The sequence below is a fragment of the Roseibium litorale genome (assembly GCF_014842915.1).
GTDB classification, from domain to species: domain Bacteria; phylum Pseudomonadota; class Alphaproteobacteria; order Rhizobiales; family Stappiaceae; genus Roseibium; species Roseibium litorale.
This window is the reverse complement of record NZ_JACYXI010000010.1, coordinates 174,942-191,232: the sequence shown is the minus strand read 5'-3', so window position 1 is coordinate 191,232 and position 16,291 is coordinate 174,942. Positions and strand designations below refer to the sequence as shown.

Sequence of the window (16,291 nt, the reverse complement as noted above, 5' to 3'; positions counted from 1 at the left end):
CCGCTCAGTCCAGGTAACGGCCCAGATAGCGGCTCGGCACCAGTCCGGTCATCCGCTTGAACATGGTCGAGAAGGCCGCCGCGCTCTCGTAGCCCAGATCCAGGGCCACATTGGTTACCGCCTCCCCGCCTGCGAGCCGCGGCAGGGCCGCAAAGATGCAGGCCTGCTGGCGCCAGGCGGATAGGCTGAGACCGGTCTAAGCACGGAACTGGCGGGTAAAGCTCCTCCGGCTCATGCCCGCCTTATCCGCCCAATCATCGATAGATGCCCCGGAAGACGGGTCCTCGACAAAACTCCGGCACAGGGCTGCAAGACGTGCAGACGCTGGGATCGGCAGCCCCAACGCCCGCTCCGGCAGATTGAGGATCTCCTCCTGGATGAGCGCCAGGATCAGCGTTGCCCGGTCTGACAGCGCTCCGCCCAGAGGCAGCTTCACCGCTTCAAGGATCAGGCTGCGCATCAGGTCCGTCAGGCCCACAGCCCTGCATACGGCCGGCAGATCCGCAACGGCTCCCGGCATGACATAGATGGACCGCATGCGCATCGGTCCAATTGCCGTGACCGAATGCACCACGCCCGCCGGAACCCAGAGCGCATGGCCAGGGGGCACCATCCAGCGGCCAAGCTCCGTCGAAACGGTGACCACGCCCGCATGCGCATAGAGAAGCTGGGCCCGGCTATGGCTGTGAGGCGGCACCACATGGCCGTCAGGATAGTCGCTGGCCTTGGCGATGACAGGCCCTTCCAGCCGGTCTAGCCTTGCCACGATCTGCTCGTGACTCTCCGGAACCGGGAAGGCCTGACCTGGCCCCTGCTCCTTTGTCTCAGACCAAAACCTCCCCGGCCTGATCCGGTCGTCGTCCATCGCGTTCTCCTGCTTACCCTGACCGGCTTTGGCCCACGTGAAAAAGAAGTGGACCATAACACGAAAGCGGGCCGCGGAAAGCTGTCTATGCTTTTTCCGGCAATCGCCCTCAAGGGCAACTGGACGGAGTACTACCTTGAGCAATGCCCAAACGGCTGCAGCCCCTTCCCCGGCTGCCGCCCCCTCTCAGGCTGCCTCCACGACCGCCTTCACGGTGATCGCGGCCCTGAGCTTCTGCCACATGCTGAACGACATGATGCAGTCGCTTCTTGCCGGGATCTATCCGATCCTGAAAAGCAGCTACGCGCTCGACTTTGGCCAGATCGGCCTAATGACGCTGACGTTCCAGGTCACTGCGTCCCTGCTTCAGCCGCTTGTCGGCATCTATACGGACAAACATCCCCAGCCCTATTCGCTGGCTGTTGCCATGGGGTCGACGCTCGCAGGGCTGATCCTGCTCGCCTATTCCACGCAATACGCCATGATGCTGGCGGCCTGTGCTCTGATTGGACTTGGCTCGGCCGTGTTCCATCCGGAAGCCTCGCGCATTGCCCGCATGGCCTCGGGCGGACGCCATGGCCTGGCCCAATCGCTGTTTCAGGTAGGCGGCAATTTCGGAACGGCGCTCGGGCCATTGCTTGCCGCCTTCATCGTGCTGCCGAACGGGCAGAAAAGCGTGGCCTGGTTCTGCGCCGCTGCCCTGCTGGCCATGCTGGTTCTGTGGCAGGTCGGAAGCTGGTATTCGGGCCGCCGCAAGTCGCCCGCTCACCACTCTCCATCGGCAGGCCTTACCCTGCCGCGCAAGAAAGTGCTGCTGTCACTCGCCGTGCTGGGACTGCTGGTCTTCTCGAAATACATCTATCTCGCCAGCCTGACGAACTACTACACCTTCTATCTGATGGAGAAATTCGGCGTCGACATCCGGGGCTCACAGCTTATGCTGTTCGTCTTCCTTGGAGCGGTCGCGGCGGGCACAGTGATCGGCGGACCGGTCGGCGACCGGATCGGACGCAAGGTGGTCATCTGGATCTCGATCCTCGGCGTCCTGCCCTTCACCCTGATCCTGCCTTACGCCAACCTGTTCTGGACGGCGGTGCTTTCCGTCATCATCGGCCTTGTGATCGCATCGGCCTTTTCGGCGATCATCGTCTTTGCTCAGGAGCTGGTGCCTAGCCGGATCGGCCTGATCGCCGGACTGTTCTTTGGCTTTGCCTTCGGCATTGCGGGGATTGGCGCTGCGGTTCTTGGCGAAGTGGCGGACTCGATGGGCATAGAGTTCGTCTACCGGATCTGCTCGTTCCTGCCTGTTGCCGGGATTCTGACCGTGTTCCTGCCCAATCTGGAACGGCGCTGAACTGCAAAGGCCGCAGGTTCCGCCTGCGGCCTTTGCCCAAGCAGCATGGTCTGAATAAATCCTTCTCACACATACCGTCAGAAGACGTCCTTCAAAAAGGGTATCTGCCCGCTCGTTTGAAGGAGACGAATATGACGAGACGACGTAGCAAACCGCTGATGCAGACAGCAGCGGGCTGTCTGACCTTCCTGCTTCTGGCGGCCGTACCCGCCTATGCCACGGCCGACTTTGAGCTGAATTTCACGTTCCAGGGGGCTGGACGCCATCCAAACCCGGAGGCGTTCCGCACCGGCTATATTCTTGCCTGCCTTCCAGCGGGAGCCCGAACCTATGGCGGCGATCCTGGTGACGCCGCGGGCCCTTGGGATCTCGAGATGCCGAGCTACAAGGTCGGCAATCAGACGCGGGAATATACGGCGGAAGAGGTATACAACTACCTTTGGGGCTGCAACCGGAAGCCAGCGAGGGTCAGCGCGATTCAAGTGACACCGCAATAGCCAGCCCCTCCCGTGGCACGAACGGGGAAGCCATCACGGCAAATCTATCCGTGCAGCTTCAAAACGAGCTTGGTGGGCAGACGGAAGGTGCCGGCGACAAACCGGGCCAGGGCACGGCGGGCATTTGTGACCATGCCCTGGTCGCGCTCCTGACGGCCGGAGGAGATGGCTGCCGAGCGCAGTGAATGCAGCCGTCTTGCACCAATCCGTTTGACGAGATCCAGATCTTCCATCTCCGGCAAAGGCCGGTGGCCACCGATACGGCTGTAGAACCGCCTTGAGATCAGAAGCCCCTGATTGCCATAGGGCATGCCCAGAAGGCGGGAGCGGATCATCGCAAACGCTTCAGATACCCTCGGTCCGAGACCGAAGGCATCATATCTCAGCATGAAAGCCGCCGCCGACCGGTCACCGCTGCCCGAGCGCTCGGCACGCTCGATGAAGGACTGGGCCTCATGATGCCAGCCGCTTTCCAGAACGGAATCAGCAGATAGAAACAAGAGCCATTCCCCGCGCCGGGACTGATTGACACCTGCCGTCATTCTTTCGCCGCGGCTCGCCGGGATGGCCAGCCATTCGCAACCAGCAGCATCTGCAACCTGATCTGTGTGATCCGCAGAGCCTCCATCAACAATGACAACTTCCTTGACCACGCCTTCAGCAGCCGCCGGAACCAGGGCCGCCAGCGTGTGGGCTAGGTCTTTCTCGGAGTTCAAAGTCGGGATGATCACGGTAATCATGACAATGTTGTAACGGCTTTTTCGCTGGATTGCGAGAAGATCGCCTTGAATTATCGCACCTTTGGATTAATGTTCCCGTTATGTTCTAGGCGAACGGAACGAGTCCCGCTCACATGCCACGTCCCACTCTAAACGATTCAAAGACTTACCCGGATTTGGAACAGCAACCTGCGCCTCAGGCCACAGTTGCAGAACCTCGCCGCAGAGGCCGCGGAGCGGGCCTCAACATGTCGGGACGGTTCGAGCGCCTCGCCACCGAAGCCTTTGACGACGGCTGGGACGGACTTGAGGATCTGCCCGCCTTCAAGACCAGTGTCCAGGAAGAGCGGGCCCGGACCATCATAACCCGGAACGCTTCGCCCGATTTGTCATTCGACCGCTCCGTGAACCCCTACCGGGGCTGCGAGCATGGCTGCATCTATTGCTTTGCCCGCCCCAGCCACGCCTTCATGGGCCTGTCTCCCGGACTGGATTTCGAAACCCGTCTCTTTGCCAAACCCAATGCAGCTGAGCTTCTTGAACGCGAGCTGTCCCGCCCCGGCTATACGGTGCGCCCGATTGCCATCGGCACCAACACCGATCCCTATCAACCCATTGAGCGGCGCTACAAGATCATGCGCGAAGTGCTTGAAGTGCTGGACCGGTGCAATCATCCTGTCGCCATCGTCACCAAGTCTGCCCTGGTCGCGCGGGATGCGGATATCCTGTCGCGCATGGCGGAGCGCAATCTCGCCAAGGTCGCCCTCTCCATCACAACGCTGGACCGCAAGCTTTGCCGGGCGATGGAGCCACGGGCCTCAACCCCGTCAAAGCGGCTGGAAGCCGTGAAGGCCCTGTCGGACGCAGGCATTCCAACTTCCGTCATGATCGCCCCGGTGATCCCCGCCCTTACCGACAGCGAGCTGGAGAGCATTCTGGAGGCCGCTCATGAGCACGGAGCGGCTGAGGCTGGCTTTATCCTGCTCAGGCTGCCGCTGGAAGTCTCGGAACTGTTCCGCGATTGGCTGGTGCGCGAGCGGCCGGACAAGTACCGTCATGTCATGAGCCTCATCCGCTCCATGCGCGACGGCAAGGACTATGATGCCAAATGGGGCGAGCGCATGCGCGGCAAAGGCCCCTATGCGGATCAGATCGCCCGCCGCTTTCAGCTTGCCGCTAAACGCCTGGGCCTCAACACGCGGCGGCGCAAGCTCGACAGCGAACAATTCATCTCGCCGCAAAAAGGCGGGGTGCAACTGGATCTCTTCGGCAGCTGAGGCTTGCCGTGGCGGATGCAGATTGGCAGTGTCTGGCCATGAGCCGATTTTCCGCCCCTTCCCTCTTCGATCTTCGTTTCGACGATGCCCCAAATCTGAAACTTGAGCGCATGCATGCGGCTCAATTTGACGGGCTTATGGCCGGCGTCGACGAGGCGGGGCGCGGCCCCTGGGCCGGGCCAGTTGTTACTGCGGCCGTTATTCTCGACTACAAGCGGGTGCCTGAGGGGCTGAACGACTCCAAAAAACTGACGGAAGCCAAGCGCGAGATGTTGTTCGGCCAGATCATGACGAGTGCCCGGGTCGGCATTGCCAGTGCTTCCGCCGCCACGATCGATCAGCGCAACATCCGGGCAGCAACCCTGTCGGCCATGGTGCGGGCGGTCAAGGCACTGCCCGATGCGCCCCGCATGGTCATGGTGGATGGCAAGGATGTTCCCCCCGGCCTCGGCATCGACGGCCAGAGCCTCATCAAAGGGGACGGACGTTGCCTTGCCATTGCAGCTGCCTCCATCATCGCCAAGGTTCTGCGCGACCGGATGATGGTTCAGGCAGATGCGGCGTTTCCGGGCTACGGCTTTGCCGTTCACAAGGGCTACGGGGTGCCCCGCCATCAAGCTGCGCTTCTGGAGCTTGGTCCCTGCGCTTTGCACCGGCGCTCGTTCAAGCCCATTCGCGATCTGCTGAGCTGACCAGCTGAAAAGTCAACTGGAGCGCACCATGCGGATGCAGTCACGGTACCGGCTCCCCGCCCGCCACCAAACATAAAAAAAGCGGCCCGGAGGCCGCTTTTCAAAAAGCTTGATCTCGAAGGATCAGTTCAGCTTTGCCTTAACCTGATCGATGCTCTTGGACAGAATATCGTCAGCAACCTTGTCCTTCACCGTTGCAGACAGGATCTGCTCGGCAGCGGCAACAGCGATATCTGCTGCACGGGCACGAACTTCGGAGATTGCCTGGGTTTCAGCCTGGGAAATCTTCTCTTCCGCAGCCTTGGTCCGGCGTGCGATCAGTTCTTCAAGAGCCTGATTGGTCTCAAGGGTCAGACGCTCGGCTTCCGCGTTCGCTTCCGCAACGATGGCTTCCGCTTCGGCTTCGGCTTCGTGGCGCTTGCGCTGATAGTCGGACAGAAGCGCCTGAGCTTCTTCGCGAAGCTTGCGGGCTTCGTCCAGTTCAGCGCGGATGGCGTCCGCACGATTGTCCAGAGCTCCACCGATCTTCGACGGAATCTTGATCCAGACCATCGCTGCGAGGAAGATGACGAGGCCTACAAAGGCCCAGAATGTTGCATCCATGGTCGTCTCCTCAGTTCATCGCAGCTTTGACGGCCTTGGACAGATCGGCTTCCTTGGGAGCCTTCCCAACCAGAGCTTCGACAAGAGCCGAGGTGGTTTCACCGGCAATCTCGCCAACCTGAGACAAAGCTTTCGCCTTGATGTCCGCGATGTTGCTTTCGGCAGCGGCCAGCTTCACAGCCAGGTCTGCTTCTGCCTTTTCGCGGCGGGCTTCGTTTTCGGCCTTCAGCTTTGCGCGCGTGTCAGCTGCAATGCCGTGGGCCTTGTTACGGGCTTCGGCAAGAGCCTGCTCGTAAGCTGCAATGGCTGCATCGGTCTCCTGCTTGAGGCGGTTTGCTTCAGCAAGATCACCAGCAATGCGATCCTTGCGGTCTTCAAGGATGCCAGCCAGCCGAGGGACGGCCACGTTCTTCATGATCCAGTAGAACAGGCCAAAGAAGATGGCCAGCCACAGGATCTGCGACGCAAACGTATTGCTGTCGAACGGCGGGAAACCCGCACCGTGCTCACCCGCAGGCACATCGATCGCTTCGTGCGTGCCTTCGGTGTTAGAATGGGTTTGGCTTGCCATTTCCTGTCTCCAAATTCCGGTTAGGCGGCGCTGTTAAGGCGCCGCCACCGGAGTCGCGTCAAACTCGCTAGGGTCTAGCGGTTGCTTACGCGAAAAGGAGAAGAAGGGCGATCAGCAGAGAGAAGATGCCCAGAGCTTCGGTAACGGCGAAGCCGAAAACCAGACGGCCGAACTGGCCATCAGCAGCGGTCGGGTTGCGCAGTGCGCCTGCCAGGTAGTTGCCGAAGATGGTGCCGAGTGCGATTGCTGCACCACCCATGCCGAGGCATGCGATACCGGCGCCGATGTACTTTGCTGCTTCTGCTTCCATGACACGTGCTCCTAGATTGTGTTTTCGCAGATTTCACCAGGCGACGCCGGTCAGGCGCCGCGTGAACTTGTGATGCTTAGTGTGACGGGTGAAGGGCGTCGTTCAGATACATGCAGGTCAGGACCGTGAAGACGTAGGCCTGCAGGAAGGCGACGAGGAATTCAAGCGCGGTAAGCGCCACCGTCATTCCCAGCGGAAGAACCGCACCGAAGATGCCGACTGCGCCCATTGCGCTCAGGCTCACGACGAAGCCTGCGAACACCTTCAGAGTGATGTGACCGGCAAGCATGTTCGCAAAAAGACGAACAGAGAGACTGACCGGACGGGAAAGGAACGAAATGATCTCGATCGGCGCCACAATCGGAATGAGGGCGGCCGGAACGCCCGAAGGGACGAACAGCGAGAAGAAGTGCAGACCGTGGCGCATCAGGCCATAGATCGTCACTGTCAGGATCACCAGCATCGCCAGGGCGAAGGTCACGATGATGTGGCTCGTGATCGTGAAGAAATAGGGGAACATGCCGAACAGGTTTGCCACCAGGACGAACATGAACAGGGAGAAGACCAACGGGAAGAAGCGCATGCCTTCCGTCCCCGCCGAACTTCGCAGCATTCCCGCCACGAACTCATAGGCCATTTCCGACACGGACTGCATGCGGCTCGGGACCAGACCACGACCACTGGTCGAGAAGATCAGGAACGCGGAAGCCGCCGCCACGGTCAGCGCCATGAACAGCGAGGAATTGGTAAAAGAGAAATCCATACCGCCGACTTCAATCGGAAACAGTTTGTGGATCTGGAACTGATGGATCGGATCGTTCGCCACCGGTCAGCCTTCTTCGCTCGTTCGTCTCAGGGCGCGCCACATGACGCAGGAATTACTTGGAACTGTCGCCGTCCGGCTTTTTGCCGCCTAGCCTTGCTTCCGGATCAGCGACATAGCCTACTGACCTTAGAACATTCAAGACCCCTGCGGCAAAGCCCAGTAATAAAAAGATCACCAACCCGAAGGGAAGTGTCCCAAACCACTGGTCAATGGCCCAGCCGATACCGCCCCCAACCACAATACCGGCGATGAAGTCCGAGGACAGTTTCATCGCTTTCCCGTAACCGGTGGAACTGGATTTAGCCTTAGCAGCGACAGCTTCTTCAGCCTCGCGCCGGCCATCCAGCATCCGGTTCAGCCGGTCCCGCCTTTCAGACAGTTCCGCCTGTGAAGCTTCGTCTTTCGGATCAGAATTCGGATCGTCTTGTGCAGAGCCAACCATGTCTTTTCCGCACCCGCCCAACTTTCAATCCGGCAGCCCAAAAGCCCCCTTAAGCCGGGCGCACCATAGTCGGCACCCCCTGCCCTGTCAAGAACAGGCTATAGTTATTTAAGTTATTGATTTTAAATGATAAAAATGCAGACGACGGCTTTTCTCCAGCCTTAAGTCGAATAGCTGGAGCCAATGTACCCCTTGGAAGGGCCTATCAAACCGCTTCCCGGAATCGCTCGGCAGTCTCCAGATCGACCGAAACAAGCTGCGAAACGCCACGCTCGGCCATGGTTACCCCGAATAGCCGGTTCATCCGGGCCATGGTAATCGGGTTGTGGGTGATGACCACGAAACGGGTCTCCGTCCGGCGCGACATTTCATCCAGAAGGTCGCAGTAACGCTCAACATTGGCGTCATCCAGCGGGGCGTCCACCTCGTCCAGAACGCAGATGGGCGCCGGGTTGGTCAGGAACACGGCGAAGATCAGCGCCATGGCTGTCAGCGCCTGTTCACCACCCGACAGCAGCGTCATGGTCTGCGGCTTTTTGCCCGGAGGGCGGGCGATGATTTCAAGGCCCGCATCCAGCGGGTCATCGGAATCAACAAGCTGCAATTCTGCCGTTCCCCCGCCAAAAAGATGGGTAAAGAGCCGCTGGAAGTGATCGTTGACGATTTCGAAGGAGGCCAGAAGCCGCTCGCGGGCTTCCCGGTTGAGATTCGAGATCCCGGTGCGAAGCCGGCGAATCGCCTCGATCAGGTCATCCCGCTCGCTGGTCAGCGTGGTCCGCTGCTGGTCGATTTCCTGCAATTCCTCTTCCGCGCGCAGGTTCACCCCGCCAAGCCGCTCGCGTTCCTGGCGCAGACGGTCCAGCTTGCGCTCCGTCGCATCCGCGTCCGGTAGAGGAGCTCCATCCCGGAGGCCTGCCAGTTCCGGCAAGGCCGACATGGGCACATCCAGATCCTCATCCACACGCGCCTCAATTGCGGCCTTGCGTTCACGTGCCGCCTGAAGCCGTTCTTCCGCGCGCACCTTCTGCTCACGGGCAGCCGACAAGGCTTCAAGAGCGGTCCGGGCGACACGGTCGACATCCGACTGGTCAGCTTCGGCCCGCTGCAGCTGGTCATCCGCTTCTTTCTTGGCCTCTTCCGCCTTGGCGATTTCAGAGAACAGATCCCGGCGTTTCAGCTCAATTTCTTCCGGCGCTTCGATCAGCTCGATCTTCTCGTCCTCGGCCTCCTGCTGGCGCTCTTTCAGAACCGCAATCTGCTGAGCCGCATTGGCGGCACGGGTCTTCCAGCTGTCAAATTCACGGGCAATCGCTTCCAGCCGGCGGTCGCGCATGAGCTGTTCGCGGGCAAGGCCTTCAGAGACGGCCCTTGCCTCAGCAAGCGCGCTGCGGGCCATGGAGACCTCGCCCTGAAGTTTGCTGATCTGATCCGCGAATCCTTGAACTTCCGGAGCTTCGGCCAAGGCCTCTTCCACTTCAGTCAGGATCTCGCGGGCTTCTGTAGCCTCTTCGCTGAGCCTCTGGGACCGTTCTTCCGCCGCGCTTTTGCGGGCGGCAAGCTGTGACATGGCACGCTCAGCCCGCGCCAAGGCTTCGCGCGCCTCAGCCAGATCTTTCTGGCATTCACGGGTGCGCTGGCGGGCAGCCTGCTCGTTTTCCTGGGCCTGACGGACAAGATCGGCCGCCGCCTGAAGCGCCTCCCGCCGGCTTTCAGCCTGAAGTCTTGCCGTCTCGATCTGATCGACCAGCTCGGCCAACCGGTTCGTCTGGGCAAGTCTCTGGGCGGCAGGGGTCGGCGCCTCTGCGCCAACGACAAAGCCATCCCAGCGCCACAGGTCCCCTTCTTTGGTGACGATCCGTTGCCCCGGCTTCAGCTGCCGCTGGAGATCCGGACCTTGTGCTGTCTCCACAATTCCGATTTGCGCGAGCCGGCGGGCGAGAACACCCGGAGCCTCGACAACACTTGCAAGAGACTTCACGCCTGCAGGCAGTGCTGGATCGCCGGATGCATCAAGCTCGCGCCCCCAGCGGACAGGCGACGCTGCATCCAGCGGAGCATCCAGGTCTTCACCAAGCGCCGCGCCCAGAGCCGTCTCGAAACCCGGTTCGACCTTGAGCTGATCCACCACCGGCGGCCACTCGCCGCCAAAGGACACATTCAGCACTTTTTCGAGCGTGCGCGCTTCGGTTTCCAGGGCAGACAGGGCCTTTTCCGCTTCGGCCAGCGGCTGACGGGCCAACTGCTCGCCCTCGCGGGCAAGACGCGTGCACTCTTCCGCCTCCTCAACGCCAGCTTCGGCTTCAGCCAGCGCCTCGCCCGCCATTTCGACTTCTTCCTGGCGCTCGCTCATACCGTCGATGGCGGAGAGCTCCGCCAGAAGCTGATCCAGAGCCTGACGGGCCTCCGACACCTGGGCAGACAACCGCTCGCAGCGCTGCCGGCTATCAGAAGCACGGCGCTCGAGAGCCTGACGCTCGGCCACAGCCCGCGCCTGCGCGGTGGTCAGTTCGGACAGAGAGGTCTCAAGTTCGCTTACCTGCTCTTCGGCTTCCACCACCTTCTCGCGGGCAAGCTCCGCCCGCTCCAGCACCGTCTCGTTTTCCTCCAGAAGCTCGGCGCGCTCTTCACTGAGCCGCTCGAGAACTTCGTCATTTTCAGAAACCATCCGCTGTTCGCGGTTCACGTCTTCGACGAGTTGAACCAGACGGCGTTCAAGGTCCTGCAGCCGTTCCTTGATCCGGCGCTCTTCGGAATCAAGCTCGTTGCGGGCGATGATCAACCGCTGTAGCACAGCACCCGCCCGGGCAGACGCATCGCGCAACTCCGGCAGCTTGTGCGCGGCAATGGCCTGAACCTTGGCGCTGTCCGCCTGAAGGCTCGCCGCTTCGGCCACCTGCTGCTGGGCCGCGTTGAACTGGCTTTCTGCCTCGCTAAGCACCTTCCCTGCCTCGGTCCAGCGCAAATAGTGAATGGTCGCTTCTGCCGCACGGATCTCGGAAGACAGATTGCGGTAGCGGGAGGCCTGTCGGGACTGACGGCGAAGGCTTTCCACCTGCGCATCAATCTGAACCAGAACGTCTTCCAGGCGCTCCAGGTTCTGCTCTGCCGCCCGCAACCGCATTTCCGCTTCCTTGCGGCGGCTGTGCAGACCGGAGATCCCGGCAGCTTCTTCCAGGATCTGGCGGCGGGAGGTGGGCTTAGCGGAAATCAGCTCGCCGATCATCCCCTGCCGCACCATCGCCGGAGACCTTGCCCCGGTCGACGCATCAGCAAAGAGCAGTTGCACATCGCGGGCACGCACGTCCTTGCCATTGATCTTGTAATTGGAGCCGGATTCCCGCTCGATCCGGCGGCTGACCTCAAGCAGATCCGCATCATTGAAGGCAGCAGGAGCCGTTCTGTCGGGGTTCTCCAGGAACAGCGTCACTTCCGCGGTGTTGCGGGCCGGACGGTTGAGGGAGCCGGAGAAAATCACGTCGTCCATGCCGGACGCGCGCATGTTCTTGTAGGAATTCTCCCCCATCACCCAGCGCAGGGCCTCGACCAGGTTCGACTTGCCGCAGCCATTTGGCCCGACCACGCCGGTCAGCCCCTTGCCGATGACAAATTCCATCGGCTCCACGAAGGATTTGAACCCGACAACCCGGAGGCGGGAGAACTTCATCCGTTTGTCCCTCCCCAGTTCGCGGAAGGAAAGGCATCGGATGGCATCAATGCAAACAGGCGGCCTTGGTTCAGGCCGCCTGCGAAAAAGGCGTTCCGGGCATGGCACAGAATGCCCCCGGCTCCATATGCCGGAAGATCAGAGTTTTGCCTCGATGATCTTGCCCATTTCTTCAATGCTGAGTGCCCCGGACTGCTTCTCGCCGTTGATGAAGAAAGTCGGCGTCGCGTTTACGCCAAACTCGTTCGCACCGCGATCGCGTACAGCATTCACTGCGTCAAGCAGGCCCTGGTTTGTCAAGGCTTTCTCAAAGGACTCCTGTGTAAATCCGATCTGCTTGGAGAAATTCAGCAGAGAATTATACGGATTGTCCGTGAAGGCCCAAGCCTTCTGCTGCTCGAACATGATGTCGACGATTTCGAAATATTTGTCTGCGGGCACGCTGCGGGCAAGCATGAAGGCCGCCGCGGCGACGGCATCCAGCGGGAATTCGCGGAAGATAAACCGGACCTTGCCCGTATCGATATAGTCGGCCTTCAGCGCCGGGTAGGTTGTCTTGTGGAAATGCGCACAGTGACCGCAGGTCATGGAAGCATATTCAACGATGGTCACCGGAGCATCTTCAGCGCCCAGAATGTGATCGCCAAGCGGGCCGGGCTTCAACAGCTCTTCCATGTTCACGGTTTCAGCCATAGCTGCGGCAGGCAGGGTCACGGCGGCACCGGCGAGAGCAAGACCGGAAGCGGCCTGAAGAAGATGTCTGCGGGTAAGGTTCACGGGCAAATCCTGTCCTGTGTTCATCACGTTTTTCAAGGCGGCCAAAGAGAGGCCGGGTCAGTATGTCTGTGCCTGCCGGAGAGACCGGCGTCAACTCAGCTGTGTTGAACACACTGTCAAAAAGCGCCAAATTCATGACTGGCGCCCCAGTTCACTGGGATTTGATCAGATCCCAGTGGCGGGCCTCAGCCAGCTTGTTCCACGCCCTGCGGATCCATCCGGCCTTGACACCGTGCCCACCCGGATGAAGGCAAAGTTCGAGCACCCCCTCTCGCGGTGTCCAGCGGCGGCAGGCCAGATCCCCGTCCTGATAGGTTTCCGGAACCTGATCTTCAATGTCTGCCTGCCGCAGCCAGACATCGAAGCTCTTCATCACATCACCCTGCTTCCAGCGCTCGCCGATCCAGCGTCCCTCCATCGGCACCATCTGATCAGACGTCCCATGGGTATGAAACAGGTAAGGAATCGTCTCGCTGGTGCAGCTCTCGGGCAAAGGTTCCCAGAACGCGCCAGCGATCGGCGCATAGCCGGAAAAACGCCCGGCGTTGTCGCAGGCGAGATACCAGGTCATGAACGCACCAGAAGAAAAGCCGCTGAGGAGCGTTCGCTCCCGGTTGATGCCGAAGTGCTTCTCAGCATCCGCAAGCACGTGATCAAAGAAGGCAAACTCGTCGCGCTTGTGTTGCGGAGCCGTTGGGAAGGACCAGGTGCCATCCAGCCCGTCAACAGCAATGAAAGCCACGCCAAGGTCGTCCGCCATCTGAAGGAAGGACTTGTTGCGGATTTCGTTGAGAGCGTTGCCACCGTGCCCATGCAGAAAGAAAATTGCCCCTTTGGCAGAGTTTGCGAGGTTATCCCCCTTGGGCAAATGGACATAGTACTGCCCATCGGAGACCTTGCAGGGAATTTCCTCCCCACAGCTGGAGTCGGCAGCTTGCGCTGCTGCGAAGTCCGCCTCACCGGGAAGAGGCCCTGCCAGCCATGCCGTAGCCAACAAGGCAATCCACCTGCGTTTCTGTTTTGAGGTCATGCAATCCGCCTTCAACCGGCCGGACACGAAAGCGTCCGGATTTCCCTTGCGGGCCACATGCTGCCTTCCAGCTGGAAGAAAGGAAACTCGCTGGTGGATCACGAACGCTTTATCACAGACCGGACCAGCTCTCTGAAATCAGGACGTTGTACCGCCGTTGCGGGCAACAACTTGCGCGCCGAGTTTCTTGAGCGCCTCTCGCAGACGGTCGTTGGCAACGCCCGAGACAGTCTCGTCGATGCGGCTCATCTCATCACTGCTCAGACGTCGCAGTGCTGGGCGCTGCTGGCGGTGCCGCACTTCCACAGGCTTCTGCACGATCTTGATACGCCCGACCGCCGCCCAGCCGTAAAACGTGTTGATGCGCTGAATGATCTGCGGCATCTCATGGGTCAGAAGCAGAGCCGTTGCGCCATCCGTATGCACGACCAGCGTTGCCGGTTCAGCGTTGAGATCGCTCTCGTGTCCGGTCTGCCTCGGCCAGATGAGCCGTTGCGGCTGGACCCGTTCTCCGTAGCGCTCGCCCACAATATCCGGCCAGGCGGCAAGTATGTCGACCGAAGCAAAACCGCGCTTGCGGCATGCAGGTGTCATTGCCTTGCTGACCAGGTCAGAAAGCTGCATGGCACCCTTGCTTGCACGCGCACCGGAAATAGCGCTACTCCTCACGGACAAACGTTGGCGGACAAAGCCGAATGACTGCAAATCGAAACCGATTCGCAGCCGTCAACGTAGAGGGTGCCGCAGAATTTGCGTCAAAAAAAAGACAAACCGAAGAAACCCGCCAGCCGGGACAGCACAGACGGACGTTATCCCCAAGCTGTCCTTTCCGTCAGCCACAGTTCTCAAAGACGAATCCTCCCGCCCGATCATGAAGACTAGTCCCTCAGCAAACGAACTTCTTGAGTGGTACGACCGGCATGCGCGCGACCTGCCCTGGCGGGTCTCGCCGGAGGACCGGCGGCTTGGCGTTGTGCCGGATCCCTATCATGTGTGGCTGTCCGAAATCATGCTGCAGCAGACCACCGTTGCCGCCGTAAAGGACTATTACATCAAGTTCTTATCGCTCTGGCCGAGAGTCGAGGATCTGGCAGCTGCCCCTGAGGAAGACGTCATGAAGGCCTGGGCGGGTCTTGGCTATTACTCCCGCGCCAGAAATCTCAAGCGCTGCGCCGAAACGGTAGCCGACCTGCATGAAGGACGGTTTCCAGAGACGGTCAGCGGTCTCCAGGCCCTGCCGGGCATCGGCCCGTACACGGCGGCGGCCATCGCGGCCATTGCCTTCGACCAGCCCGCTGCCGTGGTTGATGGAAATGTGGAGAGGGTCATGACCCGTCTTTATGAAATCACCACGCCCCTGCCGGAAGCCAAACCCGAGATTAAGGCCGTCATGGCCGCCCTCACGCCGGAGGCAAGGCCGGGGGATTTTGCGCAGGCGGTCATGGATCTCGGCGCAACGCTGTGTACACCCAAGCGTCCAGCCTGCAGCTTGTGCCCCTGGATGGCGGGATGTGCTGCGCGGGCAAGCGGTCTTGCCGAAACGCTGCCCCGGAAGGCTCCGAAGAAAACCAAGCCCACGCGGACAGGCGCGGCTTTTGTCGCCCTGCGCGCCAGTGACAAGGCCGTGATGCTGCGCCGCCGGCCGCCTAAGGGGCTTTTGGGCGGCATGAGTGAAGTCCCCGGAACAGAGTGGACCGTTGAGGCGGATGAAGCCACTTTTGTTCACAGCGCGCCGCTTCAAGACATTGGGGCAACGCTCGACTGGCGGCCCGTCACAGGGGTAGTCCGGCATACGTTCACCCATTTCCATCTGGAGCTCACGATCTTCCGTGCAATGGTTCCCGACAACGCGGGTTTGCCGGAAAATTGCTGGTGGTCGCCCCCCCAAGACCTTCCGGATGAGGCGCTGCCAACAGTCATGCGCAAGGCCATTGATGCAGCCTTTTGAGGATTTGATCTTGGAGTGATCAAATCCTCCCTTCGCTTTCTCTCCGGCGGATAAAGTCAAACCGCATTTTCAATTTGCCAACTTTCTATTTTGAGCGTTCTTGCGATGCCTGATCGTCGATAAAGGCTCCCTGAATGTTCACGCATTCTCTCCCGAAACTCTTCTCGAAAACCGAAACCCAGGAAATCATCCGTCTCAGCGAAGAGGGTCGCCAGAAGCGTGGCGGTCTCGTTGGTGGTATCCGCCACGACAACATCCGCCGGGCCGAGATTTCCTGGCTTGATGACCAAGGCAGCGCCAGCTGGGTCATGGATCGCATTGTCGACGCTGTCGCACGCTCCAACCGCGATGCCTTCCAGTTCGACATCACCGATTTCAAGGAGCGCCTCCAGGTTGCAGCCTATGACGAAGCAGATGAAGGCCACTATGACTGGCACTCTGATATCGGAGACGGCCCAATTGCCCGCCAACGCAAGCTGACCATTGTCACACAGCTTTCGGAAGCTGAGGAATATGAAGGTGGCGAACTGGAAATTAACCTCGGCAGCGCCAGCTACAGCGCTCCCAAAGAGCTTGGCTCGGCAACGCTTTTCGCGAGTTTCATGCTCCACCGGGTCGTGCCAGTTCAAAAAGGCCAGCGGTATTCGCTGACCTGCTGGTGCCACGGTCCCAAATTCCGCTAAGTTGACGCAGCGGCCTGAATGCCTGCCGTTCAG

16 protein-coding genes and 1 pseudogene are annotated in these 16,291 nt (G+C 60.4%); 6 read left to right on the top strand and 11 right to left on the bottom strand.

Features of this window, described 5'->3' with window-relative positions; translation table 11 throughout:
* Positions 1-4: 4 nt before the first annotated feature.
* Positions 5-865, bottom strand: a pseudogene (locus IG616_RS16015) (AraC family transcriptional regulator).
* A 136-nt stretch (positions 866-1,001) separates the two neighbouring features.
* Between IG616_RS16015 and IG616_RS16010 the strand changes: the two are divergent.
* A complete protein-coding gene (locus IG616_RS16010) occupies positions 1,002-2,219 on the top strand; it encodes an MFS transporter (RefSeq protein ID WP_246476264.1) in 1,218 nt (405 codons plus the stop codon).
* A 131-nt stretch (positions 2,220-2,350) separates the two neighbouring features.
* Complete coding sequence (locus tag IG616_RS16005; RefSeq protein ID WP_192149165.1) at positions 2,351-2,716, top strand: hypothetical protein; 366 nt, start codon at positions 2,351-2,353, stop codon at positions 2,714-2,716.
* 44 nt (positions 2,717-2,760) lie between these two features.
* Here IG616_RS16005 and IG616_RS16000 read toward each other — a convergent pair whose 3' ends face one another.
* Positions 2,761-3,456, bottom strand: a complete 696-nt coding sequence (locus tag IG616_RS16000) for a glycosyltransferase (protein WP_192149164.1) — start codon at positions 3,454-3,456, stop codon at positions 2,761-2,763.
* Positions 3,457-3,569: 113 nt separating this feature from the next.
* Here IG616_RS16000 and IG616_RS15995 point away from each other — a divergent pair, with 113 nt between their 5' ends.
* Together IG616_RS15995 and IG616_RS15990 are read left to right on the top strand one after the other, a co-directional pair.
* Positions 3,570-4,712 (top strand): PA0069 family radical SAM protein, encoded by a 1,143-nt coding sequence (locus IG616_RS15995; protein ID WP_192149163.1) that lies wholly within the window; start codon positions 3,570-3,572, stop codon positions 4,710-4,712.
* A gap of 38 nt (positions 4,713-4,750) precedes the next feature.
* A complete protein-coding gene (locus IG616_RS15990) occupies positions 4,751-5,404 on the top strand; it encodes a ribonuclease HII (protein ID WP_192149162.1) in 654 nt (217 codons plus the stop codon).
* A gap of 123 nt (positions 5,405-5,527) precedes the next feature.
* Here the strand turns inward: IG616_RS15990 and IG616_RS15985 are convergent, their stop codons facing one another.
* From IG616_RS15985 to IG616_RS15945, 9 genes are all read right to left on the bottom strand, one after another.
* Positions 5,528-6,007 (bottom strand): F0F1 ATP synthase subunit B family protein, encoded by a 480-nt coding sequence (locus IG616_RS15985; RefSeq protein WP_192149161.1) that lies wholly within the window; start codon positions 6,005-6,007, stop codon positions 5,528-5,530.
* A gap of 10 nt (positions 6,008-6,017) precedes the next feature.
* Positions 6,018-6,578, bottom strand: a complete 561-nt coding sequence (locus IG616_RS15980) for a F0F1 ATP synthase subunit B (protein WP_192149160.1) — start codon at positions 6,576-6,578, stop codon at positions 6,018-6,020.
* An 85-nt stretch (positions 6,579-6,663) separates the two neighbouring features.
* A complete protein-coding gene (locus IG616_RS15975; RefSeq protein ID WP_073008805.1) occupies positions 6,664-6,888 on the bottom strand; it encodes a F0F1 ATP synthase subunit C in 225 nt (74 codons plus the stop codon).
* A gap of 76 nt (positions 6,889-6,964) precedes the next feature.
* Positions 6,965-7,714, bottom strand: a complete 750-nt coding sequence (locus IG616_RS15970) for a F0F1 ATP synthase subunit A (protein WP_192149159.1) — start codon at positions 7,712-7,714, stop codon at positions 6,965-6,967.
* 52 nt (positions 7,715-7,766) lie between these two features.
* Positions 7,767-8,156: an AtpZ/AtpI family protein gene (locus IG616_RS15965; RefSeq protein WP_192149158.1), complete on the bottom strand. Its 390-nt coding sequence runs from the start codon at positions 8,154-8,156 to the stop codon at positions 7,767-7,769.
* A gap of 205 nt (positions 8,157-8,361) precedes the next feature.
* Positions 8,362-11,820 (bottom strand): chromosome segregation protein SMC, encoded by a 3,459-nt coding sequence (smc, locus tag IG616_RS15960; RefSeq protein WP_192149157.1) that lies wholly within the window; start codon positions 11,818-11,820, stop codon positions 8,362-8,364.
* 138 nt (positions 11,821-11,958) lie between these two features.
* Entirely contained in the window at positions 11,959-12,597 is a 639-nt protein-coding gene (locus IG616_RS15955) for a DsbA family protein (protein WP_343072383.1), read from the bottom strand.
* 151 nt (positions 12,598-12,748) lie between these two features.
* Positions 12,749-13,591 (bottom strand): CE1 family esterase, encoded by an 843-nt coding sequence (locus IG616_RS15950; protein ID WP_209007603.1) that lies wholly within the window; start codon positions 13,589-13,591, stop codon positions 12,749-12,751.
* A gap of 174 nt (positions 13,592-13,765) precedes the next feature.
* Positions 13,766-14,251, bottom strand: coding sequence for a DUF721 domain-containing protein (locus IG616_RS15945; RefSeq protein ID WP_192149154.1), 486 nt, complete (start codon positions 14,249-14,251; stop codon positions 13,766-13,768).
* 247 nt (positions 14,252-14,498) lie between these two features.
* On the opposite strand from IG616_RS15945, the gene mutY reads away from it, so the two are divergent.
* Both mutY and IG616_RS15935 read left to right on the top strand, forming a co-directional pair.
* A complete protein-coding gene (gene mutY, locus IG616_RS15940; RefSeq protein WP_192149153.1) occupies positions 14,499-15,575 on the top strand; it encodes an A/G-specific adenine glycosylase in 1,077 nt (358 codons plus the stop codon).
* A 134-nt stretch (positions 15,576-15,709) separates the two neighbouring features.
* Positions 15,710-16,258: a 2OG-Fe(II) oxygenase gene (locus IG616_RS15935; protein ID WP_192149152.1), complete on the top strand. Its 549-nt coding sequence runs from the start codon at positions 15,710-15,712 to the stop codon at positions 16,256-16,258.
* Positions 16,259-16,291: the final 33 nt, after the last annotated feature.

What these genes read in the sequence shown, in the direction of transcription:
- IG616_RS15945 (WP_192149154.1), bottom strand. Translation starts at nt 14,251, where the DNA reads ATGCAGCTTTCTGACCTGGTCAGCAAGGCAATGACACCTGCATGCCGC.
- smc (WP_192149157.1), bottom strand. Translation starts at nt 11,820, where the DNA reads ATGAAGTTCTCCCGCCTCCGGGTTGTCGGGTTCAAATCCTTCGTGGAG.
- IG616_RS15975 (WP_073008805.1), bottom strand. Translation starts at nt 6,888, where the DNA reads ATGGAAGCAGAAGCAGCAAAGTACATCGGCGCCGGTATCGCATGCCTC.
- IG616_RS15985 (WP_192149161.1), bottom strand. Translation starts at nt 6,007, where the DNA reads ATGGATGCAACATTCTGGGCCTTTGTAGGCCTCGTCATCTTCCTCGCA.
- mutY (WP_192149153.1), top strand. Translation starts at nt 14,499, where the DNA reads ATGAAGACTAGTCCCTCAGCAAACGAACTTCTTGAGTGGTACGACCGG.
- IG616_RS15935 (WP_192149152.1), top strand. Translation starts at nt 15,710, where the DNA reads ATGTTCACGCATTCTCTCCCGAAACTCTTCTCGAAAACCGAAACCCAG.
- IG616_RS16005 (WP_192149165.1), top strand. Translation starts at nt 2,351, where the DNA reads ATGACGAGACGACGTAGCAAACCGCTGATGCAGACAGCAGCGGGCTGT.
- IG616_RS15965 (WP_192149158.1), bottom strand. Translation starts at nt 8,156, where the DNA reads ATGGTTGGCTCTGCACAAGACGATCCGAATTCTGATCCGAAAGACGAA.
- IG616_RS15990 (WP_192149162.1), top strand. Translation starts at nt 4,751, where the DNA reads ATGAGCCGATTTTCCGCCCCTTCCCTCTTCGATCTTCGTTTCGACGAT.
- IG616_RS16000 (WP_192149164.1), bottom strand. Translation starts at nt 3,456, where the DNA reads ATGATTACCGTGATCATCCCGACTTTGAACTCCGAGAAAGACCTAGCC.
- IG616_RS15980 (WP_192149160.1), bottom strand. Translation starts at nt 6,578, where the DNA reads ATGGCAAGCCAAACCCATTCTAACACCGAAGGCACGCACGAAGCGATC.
- IG616_RS15995 (WP_192149163.1), top strand. Translation starts at nt 3,570, where the DNA reads ATGCCACGTCCCACTCTAAACGATTCAAAGACTTACCCGGATTTGGAA.